Here is a 25,927-nt window from a genome sequence, read left to right as displayed (position 1 = left end):
CTGTGCAGGTTAGCCCTCCTGCAACTACGGATGTAGTAGTACCGTCGTGAGATGCCCACGATCACGATCCTCGGCGGGGGAGTCGCCGGCCTGACCCTGGCGGCGACACTCGACCCAACGACGTACGACGTGACGCTCGTCGAGCGGAGTCCAGGTCACGGCAGGGTTCCCACGGCGTTCGGCATCTGGCCCTTCGCCCTCGCAGCCCTCGAGCGCGTCAAGCTCGCGGACGGGGTCCGTGAACGCGGCCTCCTGCTCACTTCCGGTGCGATCACTGCCGACAGCGCCCGCCGACCGGTGACGATGACGAAGCAGGACGCTGAGACATGGTTGATCACCCGCCCCGCGTTGCTCCAGCTTCTCGACGAGGCGGTGCCCGACGCCGTCGACCGCAAGCAGCGCCACGTGGACGACGCGACCACGCTCGGTGGCGACCTGGTGGTGGCCGCGGATGGTGCGCGCAGCGTCGTACGCCGACAGGTCTGGGGGCACGACCCTCGGGACACGGGAGTCGTGGCGATCCGTGGCGTGCTGGAAACGGCTCCGGACGCCCCGCTGGACCAGATGCACGAGTTCTGGGGCGAGGGCCTGCTCTTCGGCGTTGGACCGAACCGGCTGCCCCACCGCACCGGCACAAACTGGTACGCCTCCGCCCGGCGCGGCGAGGACTCGCCGGAGAGCGCCCTGGCCTGGGCGCGCGACGCGTACGCCGGCTTCCCCGAGCTGGTGCAGGCGACCCTCGCGGGTGCGGACCCCGAACGGACGGTGGTCAACACGATCCTGGAGTCCCGACGCGCGCGCGAGCTGGTCAGGGACCGCTACGTGTTGGTCGGTGACGCCGCCCACGCGATGGCACCCAACCTCGGACGGGGAGCCTGCGAGGCGATGGTCGACGCGATCGTTCTTGGTGAGGCTCTCAACGAGCACGGGCCAGACGGAGTACGCCGCTACGAGCGGGCGCGACTACGCGCGGGACAACGCACGAGGGCGGCAGCCACAGTGGCTCGGAGGCTCGCCCTCTCCGCGCGAGCCGGGCGCGCCGTCGTCCGAGCGGCCGCAAGCATCCAGGGGCCGAGCGGGGCAAGGGGCGCATAGGCTGCTGGCGAGTGGTGCTGCCGGCCGGTGCATGCGCCTTACTGTCCGACAGTCGCGACCGCGACCAGCGTCTCGCCCCGCAAGCATCAGCTCATCGAAGGCGTCGTCCGTAACGAACTGGGGTCGCGCCGGCAGGTGAGTGCCCTGACCTGAGGCCTTGCGCCCGGAGGGTCGTCGGACGAACCGGGATCCTCGCTACCTGATCCCACCCCACACGGCCCGCTCCTCGCCGTCAGGATCGTCAACGACCGCCACCTGCTCCGCGATCACACCAGTGGCCCTGGTCGACCTCGTGTACGGCGCCCATCCGGGGTCTCCCGAGGTCACGAAGGCCACCCACGCGGCATGCGCGGTCTCGGCGACTTTCTGTGACGGGGTGTCCCCGATCAGCGGCTTGGTCTGGTCGAGGGCGATGTTGTCGAAGACGAACGGGATCTCGACCGCGTGGCAGGCGCCGTAGTTGTTGTTGTCCGCCAAGTCCGGGTGGTCGAAGCGGTAGGTCCACGTCGTGCCGCCGCCGGTCTCGCGGGCCTCGGCGTGCCGGATCGCGGGTACGGCGAAGAACCAGTCGGTGATCACCGCGGACAGCACGTCGCCGGGGGAGGCGTCGGGGCGGTTCTTGTGGTAGAGCTCCAGGCCCTCCGGCGGCAGGCCGTACGCCGCGGCGGCACCCGCCAGCGTCGGCTCGTCCACGTAGTCGATCACCCCCGGCGCGAGCAGGAAGAGCCGGAACTCCTCGCGGTTGGTGCCGAGCAGCACCGGGACGTCGGAGGCGGCGCCGGCGGCGAACGCCTCCAGCGGGGCCTCCGGGAGCGCGGTGCCGTCGACCACCGGCGCGAACGGCAGCAGGTTGAGGGTCAGCGATCCCCAGGTGGTCGGGTCGGGCGCGTTGCGCACCTCGAGGATGAGCGCGGTCGCGGCGGCGACCAGCTCGTCCGGCTCCACCCCCGCGAATGCCTCCCGAGTTGGCTCGATCCCGAGGTTCGTGGCGAGAGCCTGCGACACCTTCAGCCCGGTCTCGGGCGTCAGGGTGTGCGAGCCGGCGCCGGACTGGGTGATCGCCTGGGCGAAGAGCCCGCGCGCCGACGGCATCGCGAGCAGGGTGGTCACGCTCATCGCCCCGGCGGACTCGCCCGCGACCGTCACCCGCGCCGGGTCGCCACCGAAGGCCGCGATGTTGTCCTGCACCCAGCGGAGCGCAGCGACCTGGTCCTGCAGACCGAGGTTGACGGTGCCGGCGCCCAGGTCGTCCTCGGTGTAGAGGAAGCCCTCGGCCCCGAGCCGGTAGTTGATCGTCACGCAGACCACGCCGTCGCGCGCGAACGAGGTGCCGTCGTACTCCAGCACCGAGCCGGAGCCGTTCATGAAAGAGCCCCCGTGGATCCACACCAGCACAGGCAGCCCGCCGCTTCCTGCGAGAGCGGTGCTCGGCGTCCACACGTTCAGGTTCAGGCACTCCTCGCCCGGGATCACCTGCTCGGGCAGCAGCGGCTGGTACGGCACCGGGTAGTCGCCCTTGGGGCAGGTCGGCCCGTACGCCGTCGCGTCCCGCACCCCGTCCCACGGCGGCACCGGCTGCGGCGGGGCCATCCGCCGCTCGCCGAACGGCGCCGCGGCGTACGGGATCCCGAGGAACTCCGCCACGCTCCCGTCGTCGCTGCCACGGACCTGACCGCCACTGACCTGTACGTCCATGCTCGCCCCAGTTCCCGCGACGTGTTCGCTGATGCATCGCAGTCTGCTCCCAGGGACGAGACCGGTCCAGCAATCAGCTCTGGTCCAGCTCCTGAGCGAGCATCACGATGATGCCGCTGGGGCCGCGGACGTAGGTGAGCTTGTAGACGTCCTCGTAGTTCGCCACGCCACGCAGCGGGTGGCAACCGTGCCGTGCCGCGATCTCCAGCGCCTCGTCGATGTCGTCGACGGCGAAGGCGACGCGGTGCATGCCGATCTCGTTGGGTTGGGTGGGCTCGGTCTCGATCGCCTCTGGGTGGAGGTACTCGAACAGCTCGGGACGACCGTTGCCGTCCGGTGTCTGGAGCATGGCGATCTTCGCGTGGTTGCCGTCGAGGCCGACGGCCGTCTCGGTCCACTCCCCGCTGACCTCGGCACGGCCGAGGACGGTCAGTCCGAGGTCGGTGAAAAACGCGATCGTAGCCTCGAGATCCCGTACGGCGATGCCGACGTTCTCGAGCCTGATGGGCATGCCTGGCACGTTACCGGGCCGCGAGGCCACGCGGTCCGAACGCCGGGGGGTGGACCGAACCGGGCACGCGGCATCCCTTGACTTGTGGCCCTGATCACTGCAATCCTTGCAATGATTGCTTTGTTAGCAGTGAAAAGGAGACACATGTCAGCCCCCGAACGCGCCCAGGTCGAGGCCGCCGTCGCGCAAGCGAACGTCAGCGTGCTGCGTATGGCCCTCTACCAGCTGACCCGCGACCCCGAGCTTGCGGAGATGCAGGTCAACCAGGAGCCGCGACGCGGTGGCGCCTTCCACTCACCGATCGTCGACGAGCGGCACGCCGAGACGATCCGTCGCAAGGCGGTGGAGTTCCTGCTCTCGGGGGAGGCGACCCAGGAGCGAGCGCTGCCGAGCGACGACGAGCTGCGCTCGATGATGCAGCTGATGACGGGCACCGCCCCGGACGACGTCGAGTTCCGGCACGGCCGGGAGGAGCTCGCCTTCGACGAGTTCCCGCGCGAGGCCACCTGGCACGACGAGAAGCCGTCGATCCCGGAGGGGTTCTCGGTCGCGATCATCGGGGCCGGCCCGAGCGGGATCGCCGCCGCGGTGCAGTTCGAGCGGCTCGGTATCCCGTACGACGTGTACGAGCGTGAGCCCGCGGCCGGCGGCACCTGGCAGGTGAACAGCTACCCGGAGGCCCGGGTCGACACGAGCAGCTTCCTCTACCAGTTCAAGTTCATCAAGAACTACCCGTGGTCGGAGTACTTCGCCGCCGCGGACGAGGTGAAGAAGTACGTCCAGCACACCGCGGACGAGTTCGGCGTCACCCCCCACATCCAGTTCAACTCCTCGCTCGAGGGCGCGTCCTTCGACGACGAGACGAAGTCGTGGACGCTCACCCTGAAGAGCCCGAACGGGAGCGTGCGGCAGGCGACCGCCAACGTGATCGTCAGCGCCGCCGGACAGTTCTCCACGCCACGACTGCCGGACATCCCCGGTGTCGAGGACTTCCAGGGCCCGTTCTTCCACACCACCGCGTGGGACTCCTCCTTCGACCCGAGTGGCAAGGTCGTCGCGGTGATCGGCAACGGGTCGACCGGCGTCCAGCTCACGCCGTGGCTCGCCGAGCACTCCGAGAAGCTCTTCGTCCTGCAGCGCACGCCGCAGTGGATCTCCCCGATGGAGGGCTACCGGGCAACGATCACGCCTGAGATCCGCTGGCTCTTCGACCACGTTCCCTACTACTGGAACTGGTACTGCTTCCACACCCAGGTCACGACCAACGGGATGCAGCTGGCCCAGGAGTACGACCGCGAATGGCAGGCCGGCGGCGGGCTGATCAGTGAGCGCAACGACGCCCTCCGATCCGCGCTCACCGACTACATCCAGGAGCAGCTGGCCGGGCGGCCCGACCTCATCGAGAAGGTCACGCCCGACTACGCCCCGCTGGCGCGGCGGCTCGTCGTCGACAGCGGCTGGTACGAATCGCTGCTGCGACCCGACGTCGAGCTCGTCGCCGAGGGCATCGACCACATCGAGGCCGACGCCATCGTCACCAAGGACGGCCGCAGGCTCGAGGTCGACGCGATCGTGTTCGCGAGCGGGTTCGACGTCAGCAAGTACCTCTACCCCACGGAGTACGTCGGGTCGGGCGGCGCGGACCTCCAGAACCTGTGGTCCAAGGACGGTCCGCGTGCCTACCTCGGGATGACGCTCCCCGGGTTCCCCAACCTGTTCGTCTTCTACGGCCCGAACGCACAGCCCCGCTCGGGGGCGTTCGTCACCTGGAGCGAGATCTGGTCGCGGTACGCCGCCCAGGGCGTCGTCCACCTCCTGGAGAACGGCGCCTCCTCCTTCGAGCTGCGTCCGGAGGTCTTCGACGACTACCAGGCGGAGATCGACGCCGCCCACAGCGACCTGATCTGGCTGGGCGAGGCCCCGGCCGACAAGAACTACTACGTCAAGGACGGTCGCCAGATCGTGCACTGGCCGTTCCGCAACGAGGACTACTACAACCGGGTGTCGTCCTTCGACCCCGGCGACTTCACCGTCTCCTGAGCCCGCACGTCGCCCGACCCGAACACAGACCGAAAGAGGACTGCATGAACACGCTCGTGATCGAGCAGCAGGACCGGGTGGTCACGGTCACCCTCGACCGCCCACCCGTGAACGCAGTGACCCTGGAGATGCAGCGTGAGCTGTCCTCCTTCTTCGCCGGCCTCGCCGAGGACAAGAGCGTCGGTGCCGTCGTGCTGGCGGCGGCCGGCGACCGCGCCTTCTGCGGAGGCATCGACCTCAAGGAGGTCTCGGCCAAGGGCGCGGCCGGCGACTCGCTGCAGGCGCTGACCAACCCCGGGTGGCAGTGGCGCGCGACGCAGCACGTCATCCGGCACGCGGCCGTGCCGGTCATCGCAGCCGTCGAGCGGCCCGCGATCGGTGCCGGCTTCGGGCTGATCGGGGTCTGCGACCTCATCATCGCCGCCGAGCGCGCGACCTTCGCCCTGACCGAGATCAACGTCGGCCTGCTCGGTGGCGGCAGCAAGGCGATGAACCTGCTCGGACCGCGCAAGGCCCGGATGATGATGTTCACCGGCCGGCCCGTGACCGCCGCGGACATGCACCGTCTCGGCGCCGTCGAGGAGGTCGTCCCCGACGGCCAGGCGCTGAGCGTCGCCCAGGAGCTCGCCGCGGAGATCGCGTCCAAGAGCCCGCTCGCGATCCGGATGGCCAAGGAGTCGCTCGTCCGCATCGAGGGCGACGAGATCGAGCGGCAGTACCGCACCGAGTGGGACTACACGAACCGGCTCGGGCACCTCAACGACTCGCGCGAGGCGATGAGCGCCTACCTCGAGAAGCGCGAGCCCCAGTGGACCTGGTCATGAGCGAGCCGAAGCTGCTCGCCGAGCAGGTCGCCGTCGTCACCGGCGGCGCGAGCGGGATCGGCCTGGCCGCCGTACGCCTCCTCTGCGAGGACGGCGCCCGCGTGGTGATCGTCGATCGCGACCCCGAGGCGTCCCGCAACGCCGTGCAGGACCTGACCGAGGCCGGGTACGACGTCCGCAGCGAGCTCGTCGACATCTCCTCGCAGGAGAGCGTCGACGCGCTGGCCGAGACCCTGCTCGCCGAGCTCGGGCGCGTCGACATCCTGGTCAACAACGCCGGTGTCAACGCCGAGGCGATGAAGCTGTGGGAGACCCCGCCCGAGATCTTCGAGAAGATGTGGCGGGTCAACCTGTTCGGCACCTACCTGATGTGCCGGGCTTTCGTCCCGGCGATGCTGGAGCGGGGCTACGGCCGGATCGTCAACGTGGCGAGCGTCGCGGGCAAGGAAGGCAACACCGGCAGCAGCGCCTACTCCTCTGCCAAGGCGGCGGCCATCGGCATGACCAAGTCGCTCGGCAAGGAGCTCGCCGGCAGCGGCGTGATCGCCAACGCGGTCACGCCCGGCGTGATCCGTACGCCGCTCGCCATGCGCACGACGCCGGAGCACATCAAGCGGCTCGCGGCGAAGATCCCGATGGGACGCATCGGCGAGCCCGAGGAGGTCGCCGAGATCATCCGCTGGGCCGCGAGCCCGCGCTGCTCCTTCACCACCGCGTCCGTCATCGACGCCAGCGGCGGCCGGACCACCTACTGAACGCCGGTCGCGGAGACGTTCCGGGACCCGACACACCACTGATGAAAGCAGGACGAGCGTGAGCCTCGACAACAGCCCCATCGCCGACTATGTAGCGAAGGCCTCCCTGGCCAACACCTGCGTGATCGTCATCGGAGCCGGCAACGGAATCGGCCGTCAGGCGGTCCACGCGCTGGCCCAGGTCGGCGCGAGCGTGATCTGCGTCGACCTCGACCGCGAGCGTGCAGAGGCGGTCGCGCGGGAGGTCGGTGGCACGGCAGTCGTCGCGGACGCCTGTGAGCGCGACGGGGTCAAGGAGATCCTTGCGGCGGCAGCCGAGCACGAGCACCCGCTGGGAAGCATCGTCGACATCATCGGCATGGCGGCGTTCGGCAACCTCGACGAGCACACCGACGAGATGTGGGCCCGCAGCGAGCGGATCAACCTGCGCCACGCGGTGCTGGTCGTCGAGCTCGGCGGAGCCGCGTTGGCCGCGGCCGGGGGCGGCACCATGGTGTTCGTGGCGTCGATCAGCTCGACGTACGGCACCCAGCACCACGGGGCGTACGGCGCCCACAAGGCCGCCCTGATGTCGCTGGTGAAGACCGCTGCCGTCGAGCTGGGACCGAAGGGCGTCCGCGTCAACGCCGTGGCTCCGGGCGTCATCTGGACCGAGCGGATGGGCTCCGCCATCGGAGAGGACAACCGAGCCGTCTTCGCGGCGAACACGCCCACCGGTCGCCTCGGCGAGGCGAGCGACGTCGCCGGCCCGATCTCCTTCCTGGCCACCGAGCTGTCCTCGCACGTCAACGGTCAGTCCGTCTTGATCGACGGAGGCGTGGGCGTAAGGTTCCCGTACCCGGTGGACCTCCTGGTATGAGTCCCCCGGTCCGGACAACATCTCGACGGGGCGCCACGCGGCAGGATCCTGCGTCGTACGGCGCGACAAGGAGCGAGCGGCATGGCCACGAATCGAGTGCGGATTCCGAAGGCATCGGACGTGATCGTTTCGGAGATCCGCGAGCGAATCCTCTTCCACCGGTTGCCGGTGGGCACGCGGCTGCCCAACGAGACCGAGCTGATGGAGCACTACGGCCTCGGCCGGGTCACGGTCCGCGAAGCGCTGCGCCTGCTGGAGCGCGACGGCCTGGTCGAGATCAGGCGGGGACCGACGGGCGGCATCTTCGTCCGGCACACGGACATCACGCAGGTCAGCGACGCGATGGCGATGCTGTTCCGGTTCAGCGACACCACGCTCGGGGAGGCCTCGGCCTTCCGCTCGCTCGTGGAGCCTCGAGTGGCGCACCTCGCGGCGCTCAACGCGACGGATGCCCAGCTGAAGGAGATCGCCAAGATCGCCAACGGCGACTACGACGCGGTACGCCTGGCCGAGTTCCACGCGCTGCTCACCGCAGCCTGCGGCAACAAGGTCTTCCAGATGACGCTCAAGGCCCTGCACGACTCGGCCGCCGGTCACTACCACTACGACCTGATCGAGTTCGAGCTGCCGGACGGCGGCACCCACGACCACGTCGAGATCGCCAAGGCGGTCGTGGCTCGTGATGCGCAGGCCGCGGACGAGGCGATGCGCCGCCACCTCGCGACCTACGACCAGTACCTGCGCGACAACGATCTCGACGGTTCCCCGACGATTCCGGGGAAGCACGACACCCGCTTGCGGTGAACCCCCGCCGCCCTCGGGCGGCAAGCGACCGAACCACCCTCGGCGATCGGTCTCGCGACCCTTCTCGCACCGCTTGGCTGCGAGGGCGTCCGCGACGCCGTACGCCCCTTTTCCAGAGGTGAATACCTGCCATGAACGTGCCCTACCGCGACCTTCCTGCCGGCGACGCCCGCGGCGTCTTCGGTGACGACGACGTCCTCGGGACGCTGAACCGCCAGACCCCGGAGGCCGTGGCCTCCGCTGCGGCATCGGTGCGGACCGGGAAGGTCTTCAGCCTGAACGCTCCGATGGAGCTCCCGGACCCTCCCCTGTTCGACCGCCAGCCGTTCGAGCACCACGTCTTCCGCACCAAGATGGGCAACCGCGACGACTGGGTCGACCACTTCTACCCGCAGAGCTCGTCGCAGTGGGACGGTTTCCTGCACATCAGCGACCCCGAGATCGGGTCCTACAACCACCTGCCACCCGAGCGCCTCGGCATCGAGAACTGGGCGCGCCGAGGGATCGCCGGGCGCGGTGTGCTCGTCGACGTCGAGCGCTTCCTGCGCGGCCGTGGGGAGGAGCTGCACTGGCACACCTCCCGACCGATCTCGGTGCGTGAGCTCGACGACGCTCGCCTGGCGCAGGGTGTGGAGTGGCGCGAGGGCGACGTACTGCTGCTGCGCACCGGCTGGTGGACCGGCTACCTCGCCGCGAGCACCGAGGAGCGGCACGACGTGCGCACCCGGCACGACTCGCCCGGCCTCGAGGCCTGCGCCGAGATGGCCGAGTACCTCTGGGACAACGGGATCAGCGCGGCCGCCGCGGACAACATCAGCGTCGAGTCGATGCCGCTGGGGTCCGAGCTGCTCCACCACCGGACGCTGGTCCGCCTCGGGATGCCCTGGGGCGAGATGTGGTGGCTGGACGCCCTCGCCGAGGACTGCGCCGCGGAGGGTCGCTGGGACAGCCTGCTGGTCTCCGCGCCCTGGAACCTCAAGGGCGGCATCGGCTCTCCGGCCAACGCCCTGGCCCTGCGCTAGCGCCGCGCAGCCACCTGATTTCCGGACTTTCCACGGAAGTTCGTCTCGGTACTTGACCTGTGACCGCGATCACGGGCAGGATACCTAGCAAGGATCACTTAGATAGCAATGATTAGCCGAGAAGAGGCAGGCATGACCTTTTACGCTCGTTCGAAGCGGTGCGCGACCCTGGCCACCGGACTGGTGCTGCTTGCCGCGACCGCGGCCTGTGGCAACAGCGATGGCAGCAGCGATTCGTCCGGACCGATCAAGGTCGGGGTCCCTCTCGGGATCACGGGTCCTGCGGCCGGTACCGCGGACTGGGACCGGATGGGCGTCGAGCTCTCCGTGAAGCAGATCAACGCGGACGGTGGCATCGACGGCCGCAAGGTGAAGGCCGTCTTCGTCGACACGGAGCTGGACCCGGCCAAGGCCGTGACGGCCATGAACCGCCTCATCAACGAGGACAAGGTCGACCTCGTCGTCGGACCGATGACCAGCGACGAGACGCTGGCGACGCTGCCGTCTCTCACCCGCGCCAACATCCCCTCGATCAACGGTGCCGGCAGCAAGATGAACCCGAAGGTCGCGCCGTACTCCTTCGGCATGCTGCTCAACGCCGAGCACCAGGGCGAGAAGATGGTCGACTACGCGGTGAGCAAGCACAACGCCAAGCGGGTCGCCGTGATCAGCTACTCCGCCACCCAGGGCAAGGAAGGCCGTGGGGCGATCGAGCGGCAGCTCAAGGCCAAGGGAGTCGAGCTGGTCGCCGGCCAGGAGTACGACATCCCGGTCACCGACCTCAGCTCGCAGGTGCTGACCCTGAAGAAGGGCAACCCCGACGTCGTCCTCGTCTTCCCCCAGACCGGCCACGACGCCGGCCTGTTCGTGCAGGCGATGCGCGACGCCAACCTGGACGTCCCGGTCATCGGCAGCTACTCGACGACCTACTCGGGGCAGGCCAAGTCCGTCGCCGGTCCCGACGCCTACAAGAACTTCTCCTCCGTCACGTGGCCGGCGTTCAGCGCCTGCTCGCCCGAGGACGTTCGCAAGGAGGCCACCGACTTCATCGCCGAGGTCAAGAAGACCTATGGCGAGAAGCGCACCAAGGGTGCCGCCTTCGACAACATCGCCTCCTTCCGCGACGCCCTGTGGCTGCTGAAGGCCGGCATCGAGGGGTCGGACTCGATGGACGCGAAGAAGGTCACGGACTGGCTGGCCAAGAACCAGACCGAGGCCGCGAAGGACCAGCCGCTCGTGCACAACGCCTACGCGTTGAGCGAGGACAGCCGGTTCCTGATGGACCCCAGCTCGCTGACTCTGGTCAACGCGGGTGAAGAGGTCGCGCCGGGGATCTCCCAGCGCATCGACGGCTGCTGATCAGAGACGTGAGGGAACCACTGCGATGAACGATCTTCTGGTCATCGTGATCCGCGGCGTGGGAGTTGGCTCCCTGTACGCGCTGGTCGCCATGAGCCTCAACTTGGCGTACAACGCGACAGGGGTGCTCAACTTCGCCCAGGGTCACCTGCTGATCACGGCCGGTGTCTGCACCTACCTCTGGATGCCGGACGGTGCCGGGCTCTCGTCGCCGCAGTGGTACTTCACGCTCGTCGCCGCCGTCGTGGCGACAGCCGTGGTGGGGGTGATCCAAGGCCTGATCACGCTGGCGCCGATGCGGCGCGACGGCGGTAGCCATTCATGGGTGGCAACGACCATTGCCGCCTCGATCGTGATGGGTGCCCTGATCACGCTCTGGATCGGGCCACAGGTGGTCACCGTGCCCAACTACTTCGGGTTCGTGCCGCTCCCCGACGGTCGGGTCCCCGGGGTCTACCCGGTGCTGCTGGTCTGCGCGGTGGCCGTGTGGGCGGGGTTGCGCTGGTACCAGCGCTCGTTCCTCAGCGGCGTGGCGCTCAATGCCCTCAGTCAGGACGTCGACGCGGCTCGGGCCGCCGGCGTACCGACTCTGCGGTTCCAGATGCTGGCGTTCGGCATCGCGGCCGCCATCACGGCCGTGGCCGGGTTCGTCGGCGGAAGCGCCGTGGAGCTCTCGGGCAGCAGCGGCACGAACTACGTCATCTTCGGGTTCATCGTCGCCGTGATCGGCGGCATCGGGAACAACAAGGGCGCACTGATCGCCGGGCCGCTGTTCGGCGTCCTGATGATGTACGTCTCATTCGAGCTGGGCGGCGGGATGCAGGTGGTCACGGCTCTGGCCGTCATCGTCGCGGTCCTGCTTCTCCGGCCCCAGGGAATCTTCGGGCGTCCCCACGCCCGTCGGGTATAGGCGAGGTAGCGATGACAACGAAGCAAGCGAGCCCACGGCGTTGGATCCGTCGTGAGCTGCGCAGGGACCTGGTCGTCGGGTCGGTGCTGATCAGCGCCGCCACCCTGGTGCCGACCCTGATGGGGAACCTCTTCTGGCAGCAGGCGATGCTCCTCGCCGCCGTCTACGTGATCGCGGCCGTCGGGCTCGACGTGCTGCGCTCACAGGCGGAGCAGATGTCGTTCGGACAGGGAGCGGTGCTCGGGGTCGCGGCGTACGTCACGGCCCTCGGCAACGGGGTCTGGGAGATGTCGCTGCCCGTCTCCGCCGTCCTGGGGCTGGTCGCGGGCATGGCGACCGGCATGCTGATGGCGCTGCCCTCACTGCGGGTGCAGAGCTTCTACCTGGGATTCGTCACCCTGGCAGGCGCCTTGGCGCTGCCGGACCTGATCATCAAGTTCAAGGACCAGACCCAGGCACTCACCGGTGTCAACGTCTTCCTCACCGGGATCAACGACCCGATCGTGGGTTCGCTGAACTGGCTGACGATCGGCGTGACCGTCCTGGCCGTGGTCTCGATCTTCTGCGCCGCGATCCTCCGGTCGTCCCGGTTGGGCCGAGCCATGCTGCTGGCCGGCGAGAGTGCCGAGGCCGCCGAGACGGTCGGCCTGCGTCCCGGGCAGCTCCGCCTGCAGGCGTTCGCGCTGTCTTCCTTCGCCGCGTCCGTGGCCGGCGTCTGCTACGTCGGCGTCATCCAGTACGTCGGCGCGGGCTCCTTCACCATCGCGCTGTCGGTGATGCTGTACTTCGTCGTCATCGTCGGCGGCCCCGGCAAGGTGCTCGGCCCGATCCTGGGTGTCATCCTTCTCTACGTCGTGCCGGACCACCTGCTCGCCGGCCTGCTCGACTACCGCCTGCTCATCTACGGCACGCTCGTCATCGTCGTGATGCTGCTGATGCCGGAAGGGATCGCCGGTGGCCTCGACCGGCTGGTGAAGCGGCTCTCGAAGCGCTCGGACGACCGGAACAGGAACCTGATCTCCCTCGCTCCGATCCTCGCGGCGGCGCCCCCGGCGACCGAGGCCTCGCAGGACGGTGACGACTCCACGTTGCTCGTGGTCGACGACGTACGGCGCAGCTTCGGGTCGGTGAAGGCGCTCGACGGTGCCTCCATGACCGTCAAGCGCGGCACCGTGCACGCGATCGTCGGGCCCAACGGCTCGGGGAAGACGACCCTGCTCAACGCGATCTCGGGCCTGATCTCGGTCGACAGCGGAACGGTCGAGCTCGAGGGCCGCGACATCACCAAGATGTCGTCCAGCGCCCGTGCCCGGCTCGGGCTCGGACGCACCTTCCAGCAGCCACGCGTCCTGGACTCGCTCTCGGTGTGGGAGAACATCGACTGCGGCCGCACATCGGCCCGCCAGATCGAGTGGTTCGAGGAGGCGCTCGCCTCCTACGCCGACGAGTGGGACACGCTGAACAGCGGGATCCTCCCGCACGGGCAGCGTCGCTTCGTCGAGGTGCTCCGGGCACTGCACGCCGGACCGAGCATCGTCGCGCTGGACGAGCCGGCCGCGGGTCTCTCGCACGGCGAGCGTCGCGAGTTCGGTCAGCTGCTGCGCGACGTGGCCAAGACCACCTCGGTCACCGTGCTCCTCGTCGAGCACGACCTCGACCTGGTCTGGAACATCGCGGACACGATCAGCGTCGTCGACGCAGGCCGCGTGATCGCCTCCGGCACCCCGGCGGAGCTCCGCAACAGCACGACCATCGCCCACCTCTTCGTCGGAGTCGACCATGTTGCAGGTTAAGGATCTCAGTGCCGGCTACGGCCGGATGACAGTGCTCCGGGACGTCTCGTTGCAGATCGAACCCGGTCAGCTGTCCCTGTTGCTCGGCCCGAACGGCGCCGGCAAGACCACGCTGCTGAGCACGGTCGCCGGCCTGCTCAAGCCGCAGTCGGGCACTGTCGAGGCCGAGGGCACGACGATCGCCGGCTGGGCGCCCGAGCGGGTCGCGCGTCACGGCGTACGGCTGGTGATGCAGGGCCACCGCGTCTTCCCGGAGACCTCCGTCGAGGACAACATCCGGCTCGGCCAGATCAGCCTGCCCCGCAAGAAGCGCAGGACCGAGCAGGAGATCTTCGAGGAGGCCTTCGGCGTCTTCGACATCCTCGGCCAGAAGCGCCGCCAGCCCGCACGCGACCTGTCCGGAGGGCAGCAGCAGATGCTGGCCCTGGTGCAGGCGTGGGTCGCGCGTCCCAAGTTCATGCTCTGCGACGAACCCTCGATGGGCCTCGCGCTCGCGCTGGTGCCGGAGATCCTGACCTTCCTCAAGCGCCGCACCGACGAGGGGATGGGGATCCTCCTGGTCGAGCAGTCGATCGACCAGCCGCTGCGCTTCGCCGACCGCGTGATGGTGATGCGGCAGGGCGAGATCGGGTTCAACGAGGACATCGCGAACGTCACCGGGGTCGAGCAGATCACCCGGGAGATGTTGGGCGGGGCGTCCGCCGCCTCGTCCACCGCCGATTCCCGCTAGGGCGCACACAAGCAATGTCATGGGAGCGATCCCCTTCGGGGTCGCTCACGATCCGCGCGCCCAGACGGGCGCCGAGCTCTTGGAGGCGATGTGAGTACCGCAAGCACGGCATCCGAGGTGGTCAGCCTGCTGCTGCACGCCTCCGGGATCGCGATCGTCGGGGCGTCCGACGACGGCAGCAAGGCATCGGGCCGGACGATGCGCTACCTGCGCAAGTACGGCTACAAGGGGGAGATCTACCCGGTCAACCCGCGACGTGACACGGTGCAGGGCGAGCCGGCGTACGCCTCGATCGAGGACCTGCCCGGCGTGCCCGACGTCGCCGTGATCGTGCTGCCGAAGGCCGCCGTCCCCGCGGCGATCACCTCCTGCGGCGCGAAGGGCATCAAGTTCGCGATCGTCTTCGCCGCCGGGTACGCCGAGGTGGGTGCCGAGGGTGCGCAGGAGCAGGCCGAGCTCGCTGCCGTCGCGGAGCGGGCAGGCGTCCGGTTCCTCGGGCCGAACTCGGTCGGTGCGGTGATGGCGGCCGAGGCCGTCACCACCGCGTTCATGACAGGGCTGGACCAGGACCGCTTCGCCCTGCGTGACGACGGCATCGCCTTCGTCTCCCAGAGCGGGGCGATGGGTGGCTTCGTCCTGAACATGGCCCAGAGCGACGGCCTCGGCGTCGGGCGCTTCTTCAGCACCGGCAACGAGGCCGACCTGGCGCTCGGCGAGCTCATCGAGGGACTGGTGGACGAAGGGTCCACCCGGGCGATGCTCGCCTACGTCGAGGGCGTGCGTGACGGCGACGCCTTCTGCCGGGGGCTCGAGAAGGCCCAGCAGAAGCGGGTGCCCGTCGTGGTGATGAAGGTGGGTCGTTCCGCGCGCGGTGCGGTCGCCGCCGCCTCCCACACCGGCGCGCTGGCCGGTTCCGACGCGGTCCTCGACGGCATCCTGGAGCGGTACGGCGCCCAGCGCGCCGAGGACGTCGAGCAGCTGGTCGACTTCGGCCGGGTCTTCGCCTCCGACCGGATCCCGCGGGGCCGCAACGTCAGCATCATCACGATCTCGGGTGGCGCCGGCGTGCTGATGACCGACTACGCCGAGGACCTGGGTCTCGACGTGTTCGAGTGGGACGCGGAGTGGCAGGGCCGGATGGCGGCGATCCTCCCGGCGCACGCTCCGGTCGGCAACCCGATCGACACCACCGGGGCGATCGCCGCGGACCAGCAGATCCTGACCGACGGCCTCCAGCTCTGCCTGGACAACCCCCAGACGGACATCGCGATCGTGCTCCTCGGCAACCTCGAGATGGAGGAAGCCGGGTTGTGCGACCGGATCATCGAGGTCGCCGAGCGCTCGGACAAGCCGGTCCTCGTCGCCTGGGTCGGCGGCTCGGGCAACCCGCGCCGGATCCTGTCCGCAGCCGGTGTGCCCACGTTCACCGACCCGGTCCGCGCGATGCGCGCGGCTGCGGCCCTGGCCGACTGGGCGCTCGCCGAGGCTCCGGCTCCCGTGCCGAGCGCGTCGACGCCGGAGCTGGCGGCCATGTGGGACCGACTGGGCGATCTGGCCGGTGAGGGCGTCTCGATGCTCGACGAGATGGAGAGCAAGCAGGTCCTCGCCCTGTGCGGGGTCCCGGTGACCCGGGAGGTCGAGGCGAGAAGCCCGGCGGAGGCCCGCGCGGCGGCAGCCGAGATCGGACTCCCCGTGGTGCTCAAGCTGCTCTCCGACGAGGTGGAGCACAAGTCGGACCTCGGCGGGGTGAAGCTCGGGCTCGGGGACCTCGACGCCGTCGAGACCGCCGCCGCCGACGTGCTGGCACTCGCCGAGAGGCTGGAGCTGGCCGAGCGTCGCGTCGTGGTCCAGGAGTCCGTGTCCGGCGGCGCCGAGCTGATCCTCGGTGCGACCCACGACCCGACGTTCGGGCCCGTGGTGCTGGTCGGGCTCGGCGGCATCTTCACCGAGGTGCTCCGCGACGTCGCGATGCGACCGGCCCCGGTGGACCCGGCCGAAGCGGGTCGGATGCTCTCCTCCCTCAGCGGGGTCGCGCTCCTGCGCGGCACGCGGGGACTGCCCGTGGCGGACGAGGAGCGCGTGGCCGCGGTCATCAGCGAGTTCTCCCGGGCCTTCGTGGAGATCTCGCCGGCGGTGGCGTCGATCGACGTCAACCCGCTGGTGATCACCGCCTCCGGCGGCGTGATGGCCCTCGACGGCGTGGTCACCCTGCGGAGCGGGGATCAGCAGTGACATCCCGGACCCGGGCGGCAGTGGTCACGGGCGCCGCCGCCGGCATCGGCGCCGGCATCGCCGACAGCCTGCTCCAGGCCGGCTGGCACGTGCTGGCCACCGACATCGACGAAGCGACGCTCGCCGACTTCGCGGCGACCCGGTCCGAGCACTCCACGCACCTGCGGACCGTGCAGGCCGACGTGTCGTCCGAGACGGACTGGACCGAGGTCGTCGTCGAGGCCGACCGGTGGGTCGGCGGTGTCGACGCGCTGGTCAACAACGCGGCGATCTCGCCCAAGCACGACGGCGTGAAGCTGCTCACCAGCGACATCCCCGCCGAGGAGTGGGACCGCGTCCTCGCGGTCAACCTCACCGGCGCCTTCTACGGCCTGCAGGCGGTCCTCGACCCGATGCGCGAGCGCGGCTGGGGCCGCATCGTGACGCTCTCGTCGCAGGCAGCGCACACCGGTGCCCGGGTGGCCGGCGCGCACTACGGCGCCACGAAGGCCGCACTGCTCGGACTGACCCGGACCGTGGCGCACGAGTACGGCCCGTCCGGGATCACCGCCAACGCGATCACGCCCGGGCGCATCGAGACCCCGATGGCCGCGGGCGTCAGCGACGAGGTCAACGACGCCTGGCGCCGCGCGATCCCCGTGGGCCGGCTCGGCGTACCCGCGGACATCGGTGCGATGGCCGCGTTCCTGCTCTCGGAGGAGGCCTCGTTCGTCAACGGCGCGACCTTCGACGTCAACGGCGGCAGCAGGATGGGCTGATGCGGGCGATCGCCATCGCCGGCCAGGGGGACACGGCGACCCTCGAGGTGGTCGAGGTCCCCGAGCCGGTCCTCGCCCCCGGTCAGGTCCTGGTGCAGGTCGCCGGGGCCGGCGTGAACCGCGCCGACACCGTCCAGCGACGCGGCGCCTCGCTGACCTCGGCAGGCGGGTCGCTGTTCCCCGGCCTGGAGGTCTCCGGGACGGTCGTCGCGACCGGGGCGGACGTGCGTCGCTGGCAGGTCGGCGACCGCGTGTGCGCCCTGCTCACCGACGGGGGGTACGCCGAACAGGTGGCCGTCCACGAGTCGCACGTGCTCGCCGTGCCGGACTCGCTGGACCTCGTGGCCGCCGCCGCGCTGCCCGAGGCCCTCGCGACGGTGTGGTCGAACCTCGTCGACCTGGTCGGCCTCCGTTCCGGTGAGCACCTCCTGGTCCACGGCGGAGGCTCGGGGATCGGCACCACGGCGATCCAGATGGCCAAGCTGCTCGGCGCGCGCGTCCTGGTCACCGCCGGGTCGCCGGCGAAGCTCGGCGTCTGCCACGAGCTGGGCGCCGACGTGGGCATCGACTACCGCACCGAGGACTTCGTCGCGGCCGTGCACGAGCACACGGGCGGCCGGGGTGTCGACGTCGTCCTGGACATCCTCGGTGCCGACTACCTGTCCCGCAACGTGGCGGCGCTGGCGACCGGCGGCAGGGTCGCCGTGATCGGGCTGCAGTCGGGGTCGGTCACCGACCTGGACCTGCGCGACGTCCTGCGCAAGCGGGCCGTGCTCACGGGCTCACTGCTCCGCCCGCGTCCCGCGGAGGAGAAGGCGCAGATCCTCGAGGCGGTCGCCACCCACGTGCTCCCCGCGATCGCGGACGGCCGGGTCCGCCCCGTCATCGACTCCCTCATCCCGCTGGCCGACGCCTCGCGCGCACACGCGCGCCTGGAGGCCTCCGAGCACGTCGGCAAGATCGTGCTGGTGCCGTGAGCCGGCCAGCCCGCACCGAGAGGACACCCACATGAGCGCCTACGTCGCACCTGACCTGAGCGGGCTGGGACTCGACCGGCTCACCTCCCTCGCCGGCCGGGGCGCCCTCGTCACCGGAGGCGCCCGCGGCATCGGGGAGGCCGTCGCCGCCCGTCTCGCCGAGGCCGGTGCCCGGGTCGTGATCGCCGACCGTGACGGCGCCGAGTCCACCGCTCGCCGTATCGCCGAGCGGACCGGGCAGCAGGTCACCGGGATCGCCATGGACATCGCCGACGAGGCGTCGGTCCGGTCGGGTGTCGCCGCCGCGGCGGAGCAGGGCTCGCTCGACGTACTGGTCAACAACGCGGCCGTCCTGACGCCGACCGGCGATCCGCTGACCGCGACCGCGGAGCACCTGCGCCAGATGCTCGAGGTCAACGTGATCGGCACGTTCGTCGTCACGCGGGAGGTCGCGGCCCGGATGGCGCCGGGCGGCAGCATCGTCAACGTGGTCTCGACCTCGGGGCTGCGCGTCTCGAAGGGCACGATGGCGTACGCCGCCTCGAAGCACGCGCTCACAGGCCTGACCAAGAGCCTCGCGCTGGAGCTCAGCGACCGCGGCATCCGGGTCACCGGCGTCGCCCCCGGGCTCACGACCACCCCCGGGGTCGACGAGATCGCCGGCAACCTCGCGGCGGCGGGCTACGGCAACGGCCGTCCGCCCCTGATGCCCTTCGGTCGGCACGGGGTCCCCGACGACATCGCCCGGGTCGTGTACTTCCTGTGCACCGACCTCGCATCGTGGGTCTCCGGATCGGTGATCGGCGCCGAGTCCGGCCGGCTCGAGGTGCTCGCATGAGTCGCCCGGTGCTGATCACCGACACGGTGGAGGCGGTCGCCGACGGCCGGGTCCTGCGCATCGAGATCAACCGTCCAGCGGTGCGCAACGCGATCGACCTGCCGACCGCCCGCGCGATCGAGACCGCCGTCGACGCCTTCGAGGCCGACGACGACCTCAGCGTCGCCGTGCTGCACGGTCGGGGCGCCAACTTCAGTGCCGGCATGGACCTCAAGGCGTTCAGCGCCACCGGGGAGCGTCCGGTCACCGAGCGCCGCGGGGCGATGGGCATGGTGGCGGCGCCACCGAGCAAGCCGATCATCGCGGTGCTGCACGGCGTCACGCTCGGCGGAGGCTTCGAGCTCGCTCTCGCCTGCGACCTGATCGTGATGGAGGAGGGGTGCGAGGTCGGGCTCCCCGAGGTGACCCGCGGGCTCGCCGCCGGCGGGGGAGGGGCGATCCGGCTGCCGCAGCGGATCCCGCACCACGTGGCCCTGGACCTGATCCTCACCGGTCGGCGGATGCCGGCCGTCGAGGCGGAGCGCTGGGGTCTGGCCACGCGGCTGGTCGCCGCCGGAGAAGGGTTGCAGGCGGGTCTCGACCTTGCCGCCGCCGTGGCCGCCAACGCCCCGCTCGGCACCCAGGCCTCCAAGCAGATCGCGGTGCAGAGCCGCACGCTGGCCTTCGACGAGGCGCTCGCCGCGCAGGAGCCGCTGATGCAGGTCGTCCGGACCTCGGAGGACGCGGCCGAGGGCGCCCGCGCCTTCGTCGAGCGGCGCGCCCCGCGCTGGAGCGGGCGTTAGGCGCCGTACTCCTCCTCCGTCACGTGCTCGAGCCAGGTGACGATCTCGCCGGCTTCGTCGGCCTCGTTGAGGGCGACGTGGGCCATGAACCGGTCCGGGGTGGCGCCGTGCCAGTGCTCCTCGCCGGGCTCGATCAGCACCACGTCGCCGGGGCGGATCTCCTGGACCTCGCCGCCGCGTACGCCGACGTACCCGATGCCATCGGTGACGTAGAGCGTCTGGCCCTTCGGGTGGGTGTGCCAGGCGGTCCTGGCGCCGGGGGTGAACCGGACGTGCCCGCAGCTGATCGAGGTGGTGCCGTCGGGGGACCGGATGCCGTCGATGTAGACGGTGCCGGTGAACCAGTCGGCCGGGCCCAGGGTGCTGGTGCCGCCGCTCTTGACGAGCTTCATGGTGCCTTCTTCCTGGTGGACTTCATGGGTCAGCGGTCGCTGACCCGGAGCAGGGACTTGATCGTGGTCCGGTCGTCCATCGCGGCGTACGCCTCGGCGACGTGGTCGAGGTCGGTGGTCAGGGTGAAGACCTTGCCCGGGTCGATCGAGCCGTCGAGGACCGAGGAGAGCAGGTCGGGCTGGTAGGCCCGTGCCGGAGCGGGGCCGCCGCGCATGCCGACGCTGCGGAAGAAGGTGCGCTCCGCGTCGACCATCGTGCCGTGCGGGACCCCGACCCGGCCCACGACGGCGCCGGCTCCAGCCACGGCGAACGCGGCCTCGGTGGACTCCATCGTCCCCACGCACTCGAGCACGGCGTCCGCGCCGTACCCGTCGGTCAGGTCCCGCAACGCCTGGACCGCCTCGTGGTCGCGGACGGTGATCACCTCGCTCGCGCCCCACTCCCGGGCGAGCGCGTTCCGGTCGTCGTACGGGCTGCCGAGCATGATGATGCGCTCGGCGCCCAGCAATTGCGCGGAAAGTACGCCGCACAGCCCGACCGCCCCGTCACCGACGACCGCCACCGTGTCGCCGGGCTTCACCCCGGCGCTGACGGCCGCGTGGTGGCCGGTGCACATCACGTCGCTCAGCGCGAGCAGCGAGGCCATCGTCTCCTCGGAGAAGTCGCCGCCGGGGATCTTCACCAGGGTGCCGTCCGCCTGTGGGACCCGGACGAACTCGGCCTGGGCGCCGTCGCCGTCGCCACCCTGGCCGAAGAAGCCCGCGTTGACGCAGGCGGTGTGGAAGCCGCGGCGGCAATTGCGGCAGGTGCCGTCGCTCCACGAGAACGGTGAGAGCACGAAGTCGCCCACGGCCACGTTGCTGACCTCGCTACCGACCTCGTCGACCACGCCGATGAACTCATGGCCGACCGAGCCGTGCGGGATCTCGGAGATGCCGCGGTAGAACCACAGGTCGGAGCCGCAGACGCACGCCAGGACCACGCGTACGACGGCGTCGGTCGGCTGCGCGATGGCCGGCCGGGGCCGTTCCTCGACGGTGATCAGGCCCTTGCCCCGGAAGATGGCTGCCTTCATGGTGGGTCTCCCGTTCCGGTCGCTCGACCATGAGGGGCCACCGGCGGGCGGACCCACCTCTTCGAGGTTAGGAAGCCGTTCGACGCAAATCAAAGGCCGGCCCCTAGGCTGCATGCGGCCGGAATGTTGCCGGCCGATGCTGCACCCGATCGTCCTCGCGCAGGACTGCCCCTGCGGCGAAGGCTCCCGTTCCACCCAACGACCCGTCAGTGAGGCAAACCCATGTGCCGTGTACTCGCCTACATCGGGCCGGAGATCCCAGTCGAGAACCTCCTGCTCAAGCCCGAGAACAGCCTGGTCAACCAGACCCTCGACCCGGAGCGGCACCCGCTGCTCCAGCTGGCCGGATGGGGCTTCGCGGCCTGGGGCGAGCACCTGCTGAAGCAGGAGGCGCCGTTCCGCTACCGGCGGCCGATGGCTGCCTTCTACGACGACAACGCCGAGGGGATCATCCCGAGCCTCCAGGCCAGCACGCTGCTCGCTCACGTGCGGGCAGCCGACTACAACGCGGGCACGGTGCTGGCCGACGAGAACTGTCACCCGTTCGCCTACGAGGAGACGCCCTGGATCGTCGCCCAGAACGGCGACCTGCCGAACTGGATCCAGCTGCAGCGAGAGCTGCTGCAGCACTGCAAGGACGTCTACCTCACGCAGATGAGGGGCACCACCGACACCGAGTTCCTCTACATGCTGCTGCTCTCGCTGCTCGAGGGTGACAGCGACGAGGACGTGCAGCGTGCGTTCGAGAAGATGCTCGGGCTCATCGTCGAGGCGATGAAGAAGCTCGACCTCGCAGCACTGGCCAAGCTGAAGATGGCCCTGGTCTCCCCGAACCGCATCATCGGCGTCAACTTCGGGTGTGGGCACCAGGGCGAGACCGATCCTTCCGGGGACTGGAAGGAGCTGCTGAAGTCCGAGCCGGGCAGTGACGACCACGCCCTGGCCATGCTCCTTGAGCCGATGTACCTGCTGATGGGCCGCAACTTCGAGGAGGACGCGACGACGTACGACTTCGAGGACTGCGGCGAGGACGAGGCGACGGCGGTCATCTTCGCCTCCGAGCCCCTGACCGAGGCCGACGAGTGGCTGAGCCTGGAGTTCGGGGAGATCGTCTTCCTGGAGAGGAAGGGCGACAGCATCTCCAAGCGCGTGAACAAGCTGAAGGTGTAGCGCCCGCGGGGTGGGTTCAGTCGAGGACCCGGACGGTCGGCCGGTGGCGCACCGGGAAGTTGACGCTGTTGGCGATGAAGCACAGCTGGTTGGCACGGTGGTGCGCCGCCTTGGCCGCCTCGACCATGCCCGGGTCGGTGACCGTGACCTGCGGGTGCAGTACCACCTCGGTGAACCGTCCGCTGCCGTCCGGGTCGGTCGTCATCGATCCGGTCGCCGTGTCGGCGTACTCGGTCACCACGACGCCTACCTCCACGCACACATGGAGGTAGGACAGCATGTGGCACTGCGCCAGCGAGGCGACCAGCAGCTGCTCGGGGTTCCACCGCTCGCGGTCGCCGTGGAAGGTGCGGTCCGCGGACCCCAGCAGCTCACCCGGCCCCTCGGCGGTGACCGTGTGGGCGCGGCTGTAGCCCCGGTAGGAGGCGGTGCCCTCCCCGTTGTTGCCGGTCCAGGTCACGGTCAGTGCATAACCGTGATCCATCGTCAGCCGATCGAGGGCGTCGCCTTGCGCACGGCCTTCTTCGAGCTCTTCAGGCCCGACTTCACACCCGACTTGGCGGCGCCGAAGATGCCCTGGGTGAGCAGGGTGAGGCCGGCACCGAGGAGCCACACGTCCTTGGCCACGGCGATGCCGTCCGGGGTGGGGCGGATGCCGTCGTCGAGGGTCATCCCGGGGGACTTGAGGTACATCCGCACCAGGCTGCCGCCGAACCCGGTCAGCGCGGCACCGGCGACGGTGGAGGGCACCATCGGGGCGAGCAGGGCGGTGCCCACGGCGATCTCGCTGTAGGCGAGCAGCTGGGCGAAGCTCTGCGGCTGCATGTCCTTGAACAGCCCGGGGTAGGTCCGCGCGGCGGCGCTGTGCAGGAACTCGGCCGTGCCTTCGTCGGCGCCGAGCTTGCCGATGCCGGAGTTGAGGATGAACGCGCCGGTCGCGACACGGAGCGGGATGTGGGTGGGGTGCACGGGGAACTCCTCGGTAGGGAAAGCACAGCGTTGCTTCGACCATAGTCAGGCGTTCCAGACAGGGGAACCCGTTGACGCGTTCAGCCTGCGGTCCTCGACCCGACCGGAGCCTCCCGTCCACGGCGTACGACGGCCAGGGCGACCGCCGCGAGCACGACCGTGAGCGGGACGACCCCGAGGGCTGCCTCGAGCGAGGTCGCGTCGGCCAGGGCGCCCACCGTCAGCGGCGCGAACAGGATTGCCGCCGAGGTCATCAGCACGATCCGGCCGCTGGCGGCCGTGGACCGGCCGGGGGCCAGCGAGACGGCGACCGAGAGTCCCATCGGGAACAGGTTGCCCAGGCCGATCCCCAGCAGGGTCAGACCCGCCGCCGCCTGGGCCGGTCCGCTGGAGGGCCACAGCACCGCGAACCCGACCAGGGTCAGGGCGAGCGCCCCGGCGAACAGGGAGGCTGCGTCGTACCGCCGGGCCAGGCGACTGCCGAGCACGCGGCCGAGGACGACCCCGGCGAAGTAGCCGCCCATCGCCCCCACCGCCGTCTCCGGGGAGGAGCCCGCCACCTCCTCGACGAACGTCGCGCCCCAGGCGGTGACGCACCACTCCGCGGCCACCGAGCACATCAGCATCACGACCGCGACCCAGAACACCGGCGGCAGCCGCCCCTGCTCGTCGCCGGCGGCAGCCGGGGCGGCGTCGACCCGCAGTCCCCGGTTCGCGCCCCAGGTCATGACGGGCACGACCAGCGAGGCGAGCAGGGCCACCCGCCAGTCCACCCCGAGGGCGCTCGCGAGGGACAGGGCGCCGACCAGCACCAGGTAGGACAGCGCCGCCGCCACGTTGGCCTCGGCCAGCGCCACGCTGCGCCGTTCGCCGTGATGGTCGGCCAGCCCGGCCTGGACAGTCGCCAGCACCAGTCCGCCACCCGCACCCATCACCATGATCGAGCCGATCGTCGCCGGGGCCGTCGAGCCGAGGGTGAGCCCCACGGCGCCGAGCGCCAGCACCGCTGCGGCGAGCCACAGCAGGTGGGCGCGGCCCAGGGCTCGCTCCAGCCGCGCCGCGAACAGCCCGGCCGCGGTGCTGCCGGCCGCGAACGCCGCGACGTGCAGGCCGCCGACGGCATAGCTGAAGTCGAGCTCGTCGCGCAGACGCGGGACGACCAGGCCCGGCGAGGCCTGCAGGAAGGCGAACCAGGCGAGCAGGACGTAGAGCACCCAGGTCTGGCGGTCACGGACGATCCCCGGCATGCTGTGTAACGCTACACAGTAGGCTCAGGGCATGGCTGGAGATCGGCCCCTCCGGGTGACCCTCGCGCAGGTGGCCGAGGCCGCCGGGGTCTCGGTGATGACCGCCTCCTACACCTACAACCAGCCCGGTCGCGTCTCCGCGCAGTCACGGGGCCGGGTCCTGGAGGCGGCCGCGAGCCTGGGGTACGCCGGACCCGACCCCAGCGCGCGGTCCCTGCGGCGGGGCTCGGCCAACGCCCTCGGCGTCGTCCTGGGGGAGCACCTCAGCTATGCGTTCGAGGACCCCGGGGCCGTCTCCTTCCTCGCCGGCGTCGCGGAGGTGTGCGCCGGACAGGGGGCCGGCATGCTGATCGTGCCGATCACCGGTGCCGAGCACGACGTCGCCCGGGTGAGCGAGGCCGTGGTCGACGGGTTCATCGTGTGGACCACGGCCGACGACGACCCGGTCCTGGCCGCGGTCCGGGCCACCCGGCGGGCCGCGGTCCTGCACGGCAGCGCCGGCCCACCCGGGCTGCCGGCGGTGAGCATCGACAACCGCGCGGCCGCCCGCGCCGTCGGTGCCGTGGCGTTCGCGGAGTCCCGCCGCCCCGCCGTGCTCAGCCAGCCCCTCGACCGCGACCGCGAGGCCGGTGTCGGGCCCGGCCCCGACCTGGCCGAGGTCACCTTCCCGGTCACCCGGGAGCGGCTGGCGGGCTTCCGCGACGCAGCACTCGAGGCCGGGATCGCCTGGCGCGACGTGGTGGTGGCGGCCTGCGGCCGGAACAGCGCCGAGGAGGCCGAGTTCGCGGCTCGCGCGCTGCTCACGAGCGAGGAGCCGCCCGATGCGATCGCGGCGATGAGTGACGAGCAGGCGATCGGCGTACTCCGTGCGGCCCGGTCGCTGGGGCTGCGCGTCCCCGAGGACCTCGCGGTCACCGGCTTCGACGACCTTCCCGCCGCCGCAGAGGCCGGCCTGACCACGGTCGCGCAGTCGCTGCGCGAGCAGGGGTCGGCCTGCGCCCGGGTGGCGCTCGGGCTCCGGGCCGAGGTGCCCGAGCCGGAGTGGTCGGTGGTGCTCCGGGACAGCACGCGTCGACCCGGGTGACCTCT

General features: G+C 70.5%; 25 protein-coding genes. 18 read left to right on the top strand and 7 right to left on the bottom strand.

Annotated elements, in window-relative coordinates; all coding sequences use genetic code 11:
- Positions 1 to 51 precede the first annotated feature (51 nt).
- Complete coding sequence (locus AC4BGC_RS17065; RefSeq protein WP_490556834.1) at positions 52 to 1,095, top strand: FAD-dependent monooxygenase; 1,044 nt, start codon at positions 52 to 54, stop codon at positions 1,093 to 1,095.
- Between the two features lie 195 nt (positions 1,096 to 1,290).
- On the opposite strand, the gene AC4BGC_RS17060 is transcribed toward AC4BGC_RS17065, so the two are convergent.
- On the bottom strand, positions 1,291 to 2,790 hold the full coding sequence (locus tag AC4BGC_RS17060) for a carboxylesterase/lipase family protein (protein WP_490556832.1): 1,500 nt from the start codon (positions 2,788 to 2,790) through the stop codon (positions 1,291 to 1,293).
- 73 nt (positions 2,791 to 2,863) lie between these two features.
- On the bottom strand, positions 2,864 to 3,301 hold the full coding sequence (locus AC4BGC_RS17055; protein ID WP_490556830.1) for a VOC family protein: 438 nt from the start codon (positions 3,299 to 3,301) through the stop codon (positions 2,864 to 2,866).
- Between the two features lie 144 nt (positions 3,302 to 3,445).
- Here AC4BGC_RS17055 and AC4BGC_RS17050 point away from each other — a divergent pair, with 144 nt between their 5' ends.
- The 15 genes from AC4BGC_RS17050 (at position 3,446) to AC4BGC_RS16980 (ending at position 19,984) form a co-directional block, all read left to right on the top strand.
- Positions 3,446 to 5,341, top strand: a complete 1,896-nt coding sequence (locus tag AC4BGC_RS17050; RefSeq protein ID WP_490556828.1) for a flavin-containing monooxygenase — start codon at positions 3,446 to 3,448, stop codon at positions 5,339 to 5,341.
- 44 nt (positions 5,342 to 5,385) lie between these two features.
- Positions 5,386 to 6,165, top strand: coding sequence for an enoyl-CoA hydratase-related protein (locus AC4BGC_RS17045; RefSeq protein ID WP_490556827.1), 780 nt, complete (start codon positions 5,386 to 5,388; stop codon positions 6,163 to 6,165).
- On the top strand, positions 6,162 to 6,920 hold the full coding sequence (locus tag AC4BGC_RS17040) for an SDR family NAD(P)-dependent oxidoreductase (RefSeq protein WP_490556826.1): 759 nt from the start codon (positions 6,162 to 6,164) through the stop codon (positions 6,918 to 6,920). Before AC4BGC_RS17045 ends, AC4BGC_RS17040 begins: the two co-directional genes overlap by 4 nt.
- A 58-nt stretch (positions 6,921 to 6,978) precedes the next feature.
- Positions 6,979 to 7,779: an SDR family NAD(P)-dependent oxidoreductase gene (locus AC4BGC_RS17035; protein ID WP_490556824.1), complete on the top strand. Its 801-nt coding sequence runs from the start codon at positions 6,979 to 6,981 to the stop codon at positions 7,777 to 7,779.
- A 120-nt stretch (positions 7,780 to 7,899) separates the two neighbouring features.
- Positions 7,900 to 8,583, top strand: coding sequence for a FadR/GntR family transcriptional regulator (locus AC4BGC_RS17030; RefSeq protein ID WP_490556823.1), 684 nt, complete (start codon positions 7,900 to 7,902; stop codon positions 8,581 to 8,583).
- Positions 8,584 to 8,714: 131 nt separating this feature from the next.
- Complete coding sequence (locus AC4BGC_RS17025; protein WP_490547250.1) at positions 8,715 to 9,605, top strand: cyclase family protein; 891 nt, start codon at positions 8,715 to 8,717, stop codon at positions 9,603 to 9,605.
- A gap of 132 nt (positions 9,606 to 9,737) precedes the next feature.
- Positions 9,738 to 10,964, top strand: coding sequence for an ABC transporter substrate-binding protein (locus AC4BGC_RS17020; protein ID WP_490556821.1), 1,227 nt, complete (start codon positions 9,738 to 9,740; stop codon positions 10,962 to 10,964).
- A gap of 25 nt (positions 10,965 to 10,989) precedes the next feature.
- Complete coding sequence (locus tag AC4BGC_RS17015; protein ID WP_490547252.1) at positions 10,990 to 11,874, top strand: branched-chain amino acid ABC transporter permease; 885 nt, start codon at positions 10,990 to 10,992, stop codon at positions 11,872 to 11,874.
- Positions 11,875 to 11,885: 11 nt separating this feature from the next.
- Entirely contained in the window at positions 11,886 to 13,667 is a 1,782-nt protein-coding gene (locus tag AC4BGC_RS17010) for a branched-chain amino acid ABC transporter ATP-binding protein/permease (RefSeq protein WP_490556819.1), read from the top strand.
- Entirely contained in the window at positions 13,654 to 14,397 is a 744-nt protein-coding gene (locus tag AC4BGC_RS17005; RefSeq protein ID WP_490556817.1) for an ABC transporter ATP-binding protein, read from the top strand. The genes AC4BGC_RS17010 and AC4BGC_RS17005 overlap by 14 nt, the downstream gene beginning before the upstream one ends.
- A 90-nt stretch (positions 14,398 to 14,487) precedes the next feature.
- A complete protein-coding gene (locus AC4BGC_RS17000) occupies positions 14,488 to 16,629 on the top strand; it encodes an acetate--CoA ligase family protein (protein WP_490556813.1) in 2,142 nt (713 codons plus the stop codon).
- Positions 16,626 to 17,387, top strand: a complete 762-nt coding sequence (locus AC4BGC_RS16995; protein ID WP_490547256.1) for an SDR family oxidoreductase — start codon at positions 16,626 to 16,628, stop codon at positions 17,385 to 17,387. The genes AC4BGC_RS17000 and AC4BGC_RS16995 overlap by 4 nt, the downstream gene beginning before the upstream one ends.
- Positions 17,387 to 18,364 carry an NAD(P)H-quinone oxidoreductase gene (locus AC4BGC_RS16990; RefSeq protein WP_490556810.1) on the top strand — a complete coding sequence of 326 codons (978 nt, stop codon included), beginning with the start codon at positions 17,387 to 17,389 and terminating at the stop codon, positions 18,362 to 18,364. The genes AC4BGC_RS16995 and AC4BGC_RS16990 overlap by 1 nt, the downstream gene beginning before the upstream one ends.
- 31 nt (positions 18,365 to 18,395) lie before the next feature.
- A complete protein-coding gene (locus AC4BGC_RS16985; RefSeq protein WP_490556809.1) occupies positions 18,396 to 19,202 on the top strand; it encodes an SDR family NAD(P)-dependent oxidoreductase in 807 nt (268 codons plus the stop codon).
- Positions 19,199 to 19,984 (top strand): crotonase/enoyl-CoA hydratase family protein, encoded by a 786-nt coding sequence (locus tag AC4BGC_RS16980; RefSeq protein ID WP_490556808.1) that lies wholly within the window; start codon positions 19,199 to 19,201, stop codon positions 19,982 to 19,984. The genes AC4BGC_RS16985 and AC4BGC_RS16980 overlap by 4 nt, the downstream gene beginning before the upstream one ends.
- On the opposite strand, the gene AC4BGC_RS16975 is transcribed toward AC4BGC_RS16980, so the two are convergent.
- Positions 19,981 to 20,376: a (R)-mandelonitrile lyase gene (locus tag AC4BGC_RS16975; RefSeq protein ID WP_490556806.1), complete on the bottom strand. Its 396-nt coding sequence runs from the start codon at positions 20,374 to 20,376 to the stop codon at positions 19,981 to 19,983. The two genes, AC4BGC_RS16980 and AC4BGC_RS16975, sit on opposite strands and share 4 nt — an antisense overlap.
- A gap of 29 nt (positions 20,377 to 20,405) precedes the next feature.
- Entirely contained in the window at positions 20,406 to 21,452 is a 1,047-nt protein-coding gene (locus tag AC4BGC_RS16970; RefSeq protein WP_490556805.1) for an alcohol dehydrogenase catalytic domain-containing protein, read from the bottom strand.
- Between the two features lie 222 nt (positions 21,453 to 21,674).
- Here AC4BGC_RS16970 and AC4BGC_RS16965 point away from each other — a divergent pair, with 222 nt between their 5' ends.
- A complete protein-coding gene (locus AC4BGC_RS16965; protein ID WP_490556804.1) occupies positions 21,675 to 22,622 on the top strand; it encodes a class II glutamine amidotransferase in 948 nt (315 codons plus the stop codon).
- Between the two features lie 16 nt (positions 22,623 to 22,638).
- Here AC4BGC_RS16965 and AC4BGC_RS16960 read toward each other — a convergent pair whose 3' ends face one another.
- The 3 genes from AC4BGC_RS16960 to AC4BGC_RS16950 form a co-directional block, all read right to left on the bottom strand.
- Positions 22,639 to 23,106, bottom strand: a complete 468-nt coding sequence (locus tag AC4BGC_RS16960; protein ID WP_490556803.1) for an OsmC family protein — start codon at positions 23,104 to 23,106, stop codon at positions 22,639 to 22,641.
- Between the two features lie 2 nt (positions 23,107 to 23,108).
- Entirely contained in the window at positions 23,109 to 23,591 is a 483-nt protein-coding gene (locus AC4BGC_RS16955) for a hypothetical protein (protein ID WP_490547264.1), read from the bottom strand.
- A gap of 80 nt (positions 23,592 to 23,671) precedes the next feature.
- Entirely contained in the window at positions 23,672 to 24,838 is a 1,167-nt protein-coding gene (locus AC4BGC_RS16950) for an MFS transporter (RefSeq protein ID WP_490556801.1), read from the bottom strand.
- Between the two features lie 31 nt (positions 24,839 to 24,869).
- Between AC4BGC_RS16950 and AC4BGC_RS16945 the strand changes: the two genes are divergently transcribed.
- Positions 24,870 to 25,922 carry a LacI family DNA-binding transcriptional regulator gene (locus AC4BGC_RS16945; RefSeq protein WP_490556799.1) on the top strand — a complete coding sequence of 351 codons (1,053 nt, stop codon included), beginning with the start codon at positions 24,870 to 24,872 and terminating at the stop codon, positions 25,920 to 25,922.
- The last annotated feature ends 5 nt before the right edge of the window (positions 25,923 to 25,927 follow it).

Source organism: Nocardioides sp. Z38_18 (assembly GCF_058215695.1).
This window is presented reverse-complemented; position numbering and strand designations above follow the sequence as displayed.

Excerpts from the sequence above, each read along its gene's own strand:
- AC4BGC_RS17040 (WP_490556826.1), top strand. The coding sequence starts at position 6,162 with ATGAGCGAGCCGAAGCTGCTCGCCGAGCAGGTCGCCGTCGTCACCGGC.
- AC4BGC_RS16950 (WP_490556801.1), bottom strand. The coding sequence starts at position 24,838 with ATGCCGGGGATCGTCCGTGACCGCCAGACCTGGGTGCTCTACGTCCTG.
- AC4BGC_RS17010 (WP_490556819.1), top strand. The coding sequence starts at position 11,886 with ATGACAACGAAGCAAGCGAGCCCACGGCGTTGGATCCGTCGTGAGCTG.
- AC4BGC_RS17005 (WP_490556817.1), top strand. The coding sequence starts at position 13,654 with ATGTTGCAGGTTAAGGATCTCAGTGCCGGCTACGGCCGGATGACAGTG.
- AC4BGC_RS17015 (WP_490547252.1), top strand. The coding sequence starts at position 10,990 with ATGAACGATCTTCTGGTCATCGTGATCCGCGGCGTGGGAGTTGGCTCC.
- AC4BGC_RS16970 (WP_490556805.1), bottom strand. The coding sequence starts at position 21,452 with ATGAAGGCAGCCATCTTCCGGGGCAAGGGCCTGATCACCGTCGAGGAA.
- AC4BGC_RS16980 (WP_490556808.1), top strand. The coding sequence starts at position 19,199 with ATGAGTCGCCCGGTGCTGATCACCGACACGGTGGAGGCGGTCGCCGAC.
- AC4BGC_RS16960 (WP_490556803.1), bottom strand. The coding sequence starts at position 23,106 with ATGGATCACGGTTATGCACTGACCGTGACCTGGACCGGCAACAACGGG.
- AC4BGC_RS17050 (WP_490556828.1), top strand. The coding sequence starts at position 3,446 with ATGTCAGCCCCCGAACGCGCCCAGGTCGAGGCCGCCGTCGCGCAAGCG.
- AC4BGC_RS17025 (WP_490547250.1), top strand. The coding sequence starts at position 8,715 with ATGAACGTGCCCTACCGCGACCTTCCTGCCGGCGACGCCCGCGGCGTC.
- AC4BGC_RS17045 (WP_490556827.1), top strand. The coding sequence starts at position 5,386 with ATGAACACGCTCGTGATCGAGCAGCAGGACCGGGTGGTCACGGTCACC.
- AC4BGC_RS17065 (WP_490556834.1), top strand. The coding sequence starts at position 52 with ATGCCCACGATCACGATCCTCGGCGGGGGAGTCGCCGGCCTGACCCTG.
- AC4BGC_RS16965 (WP_490556804.1), top strand. The coding sequence starts at position 21,675 with ATGTGCCGTGTACTCGCCTACATCGGGCCGGAGATCCCAGTCGAGAAC.
- AC4BGC_RS16990 (WP_490556810.1), top strand. The coding sequence starts at position 17,387 with ATGCGGGCGATCGCCATCGCCGGCCAGGGGGACACGGCGACCCTCGAG.
- AC4BGC_RS17055 (WP_490556830.1), bottom strand. The coding sequence starts at position 3,301 with ATGCCCATCAGGCTCGAGAACGTCGGCATCGCCGTACGGGATCTCGAG.
- AC4BGC_RS16945 (WP_490556799.1), top strand. The coding sequence starts at position 24,870 with ATGGCTGGAGATCGGCCCCTCCGGGTGACCCTCGCGCAGGTGGCCGAG.
- AC4BGC_RS17020 (WP_490556821.1), top strand. The coding sequence starts at position 9,738 with ATGACCTTTTACGCTCGTTCGAAGCGGTGCGCGACCCTGGCCACCGGA.
- AC4BGC_RS16975 (WP_490556806.1), bottom strand. The coding sequence starts at position 20,376 with ATGAAGCTCGTCAAGAGCGGCGGCACCAGCACCCTGGGCCCGGCCGAC.
- AC4BGC_RS17060 (WP_490556832.1), bottom strand. The coding sequence starts at position 2,790 with ATGGACGTACAGGTCAGTGGCGGTCAGGTCCGTGGCAGCGACGACGGG.
- AC4BGC_RS16985 (WP_490556809.1), top strand. The coding sequence starts at position 18,396 with ATGAGCGCCTACGTCGCACCTGACCTGAGCGGGCTGGGACTCGACCGG.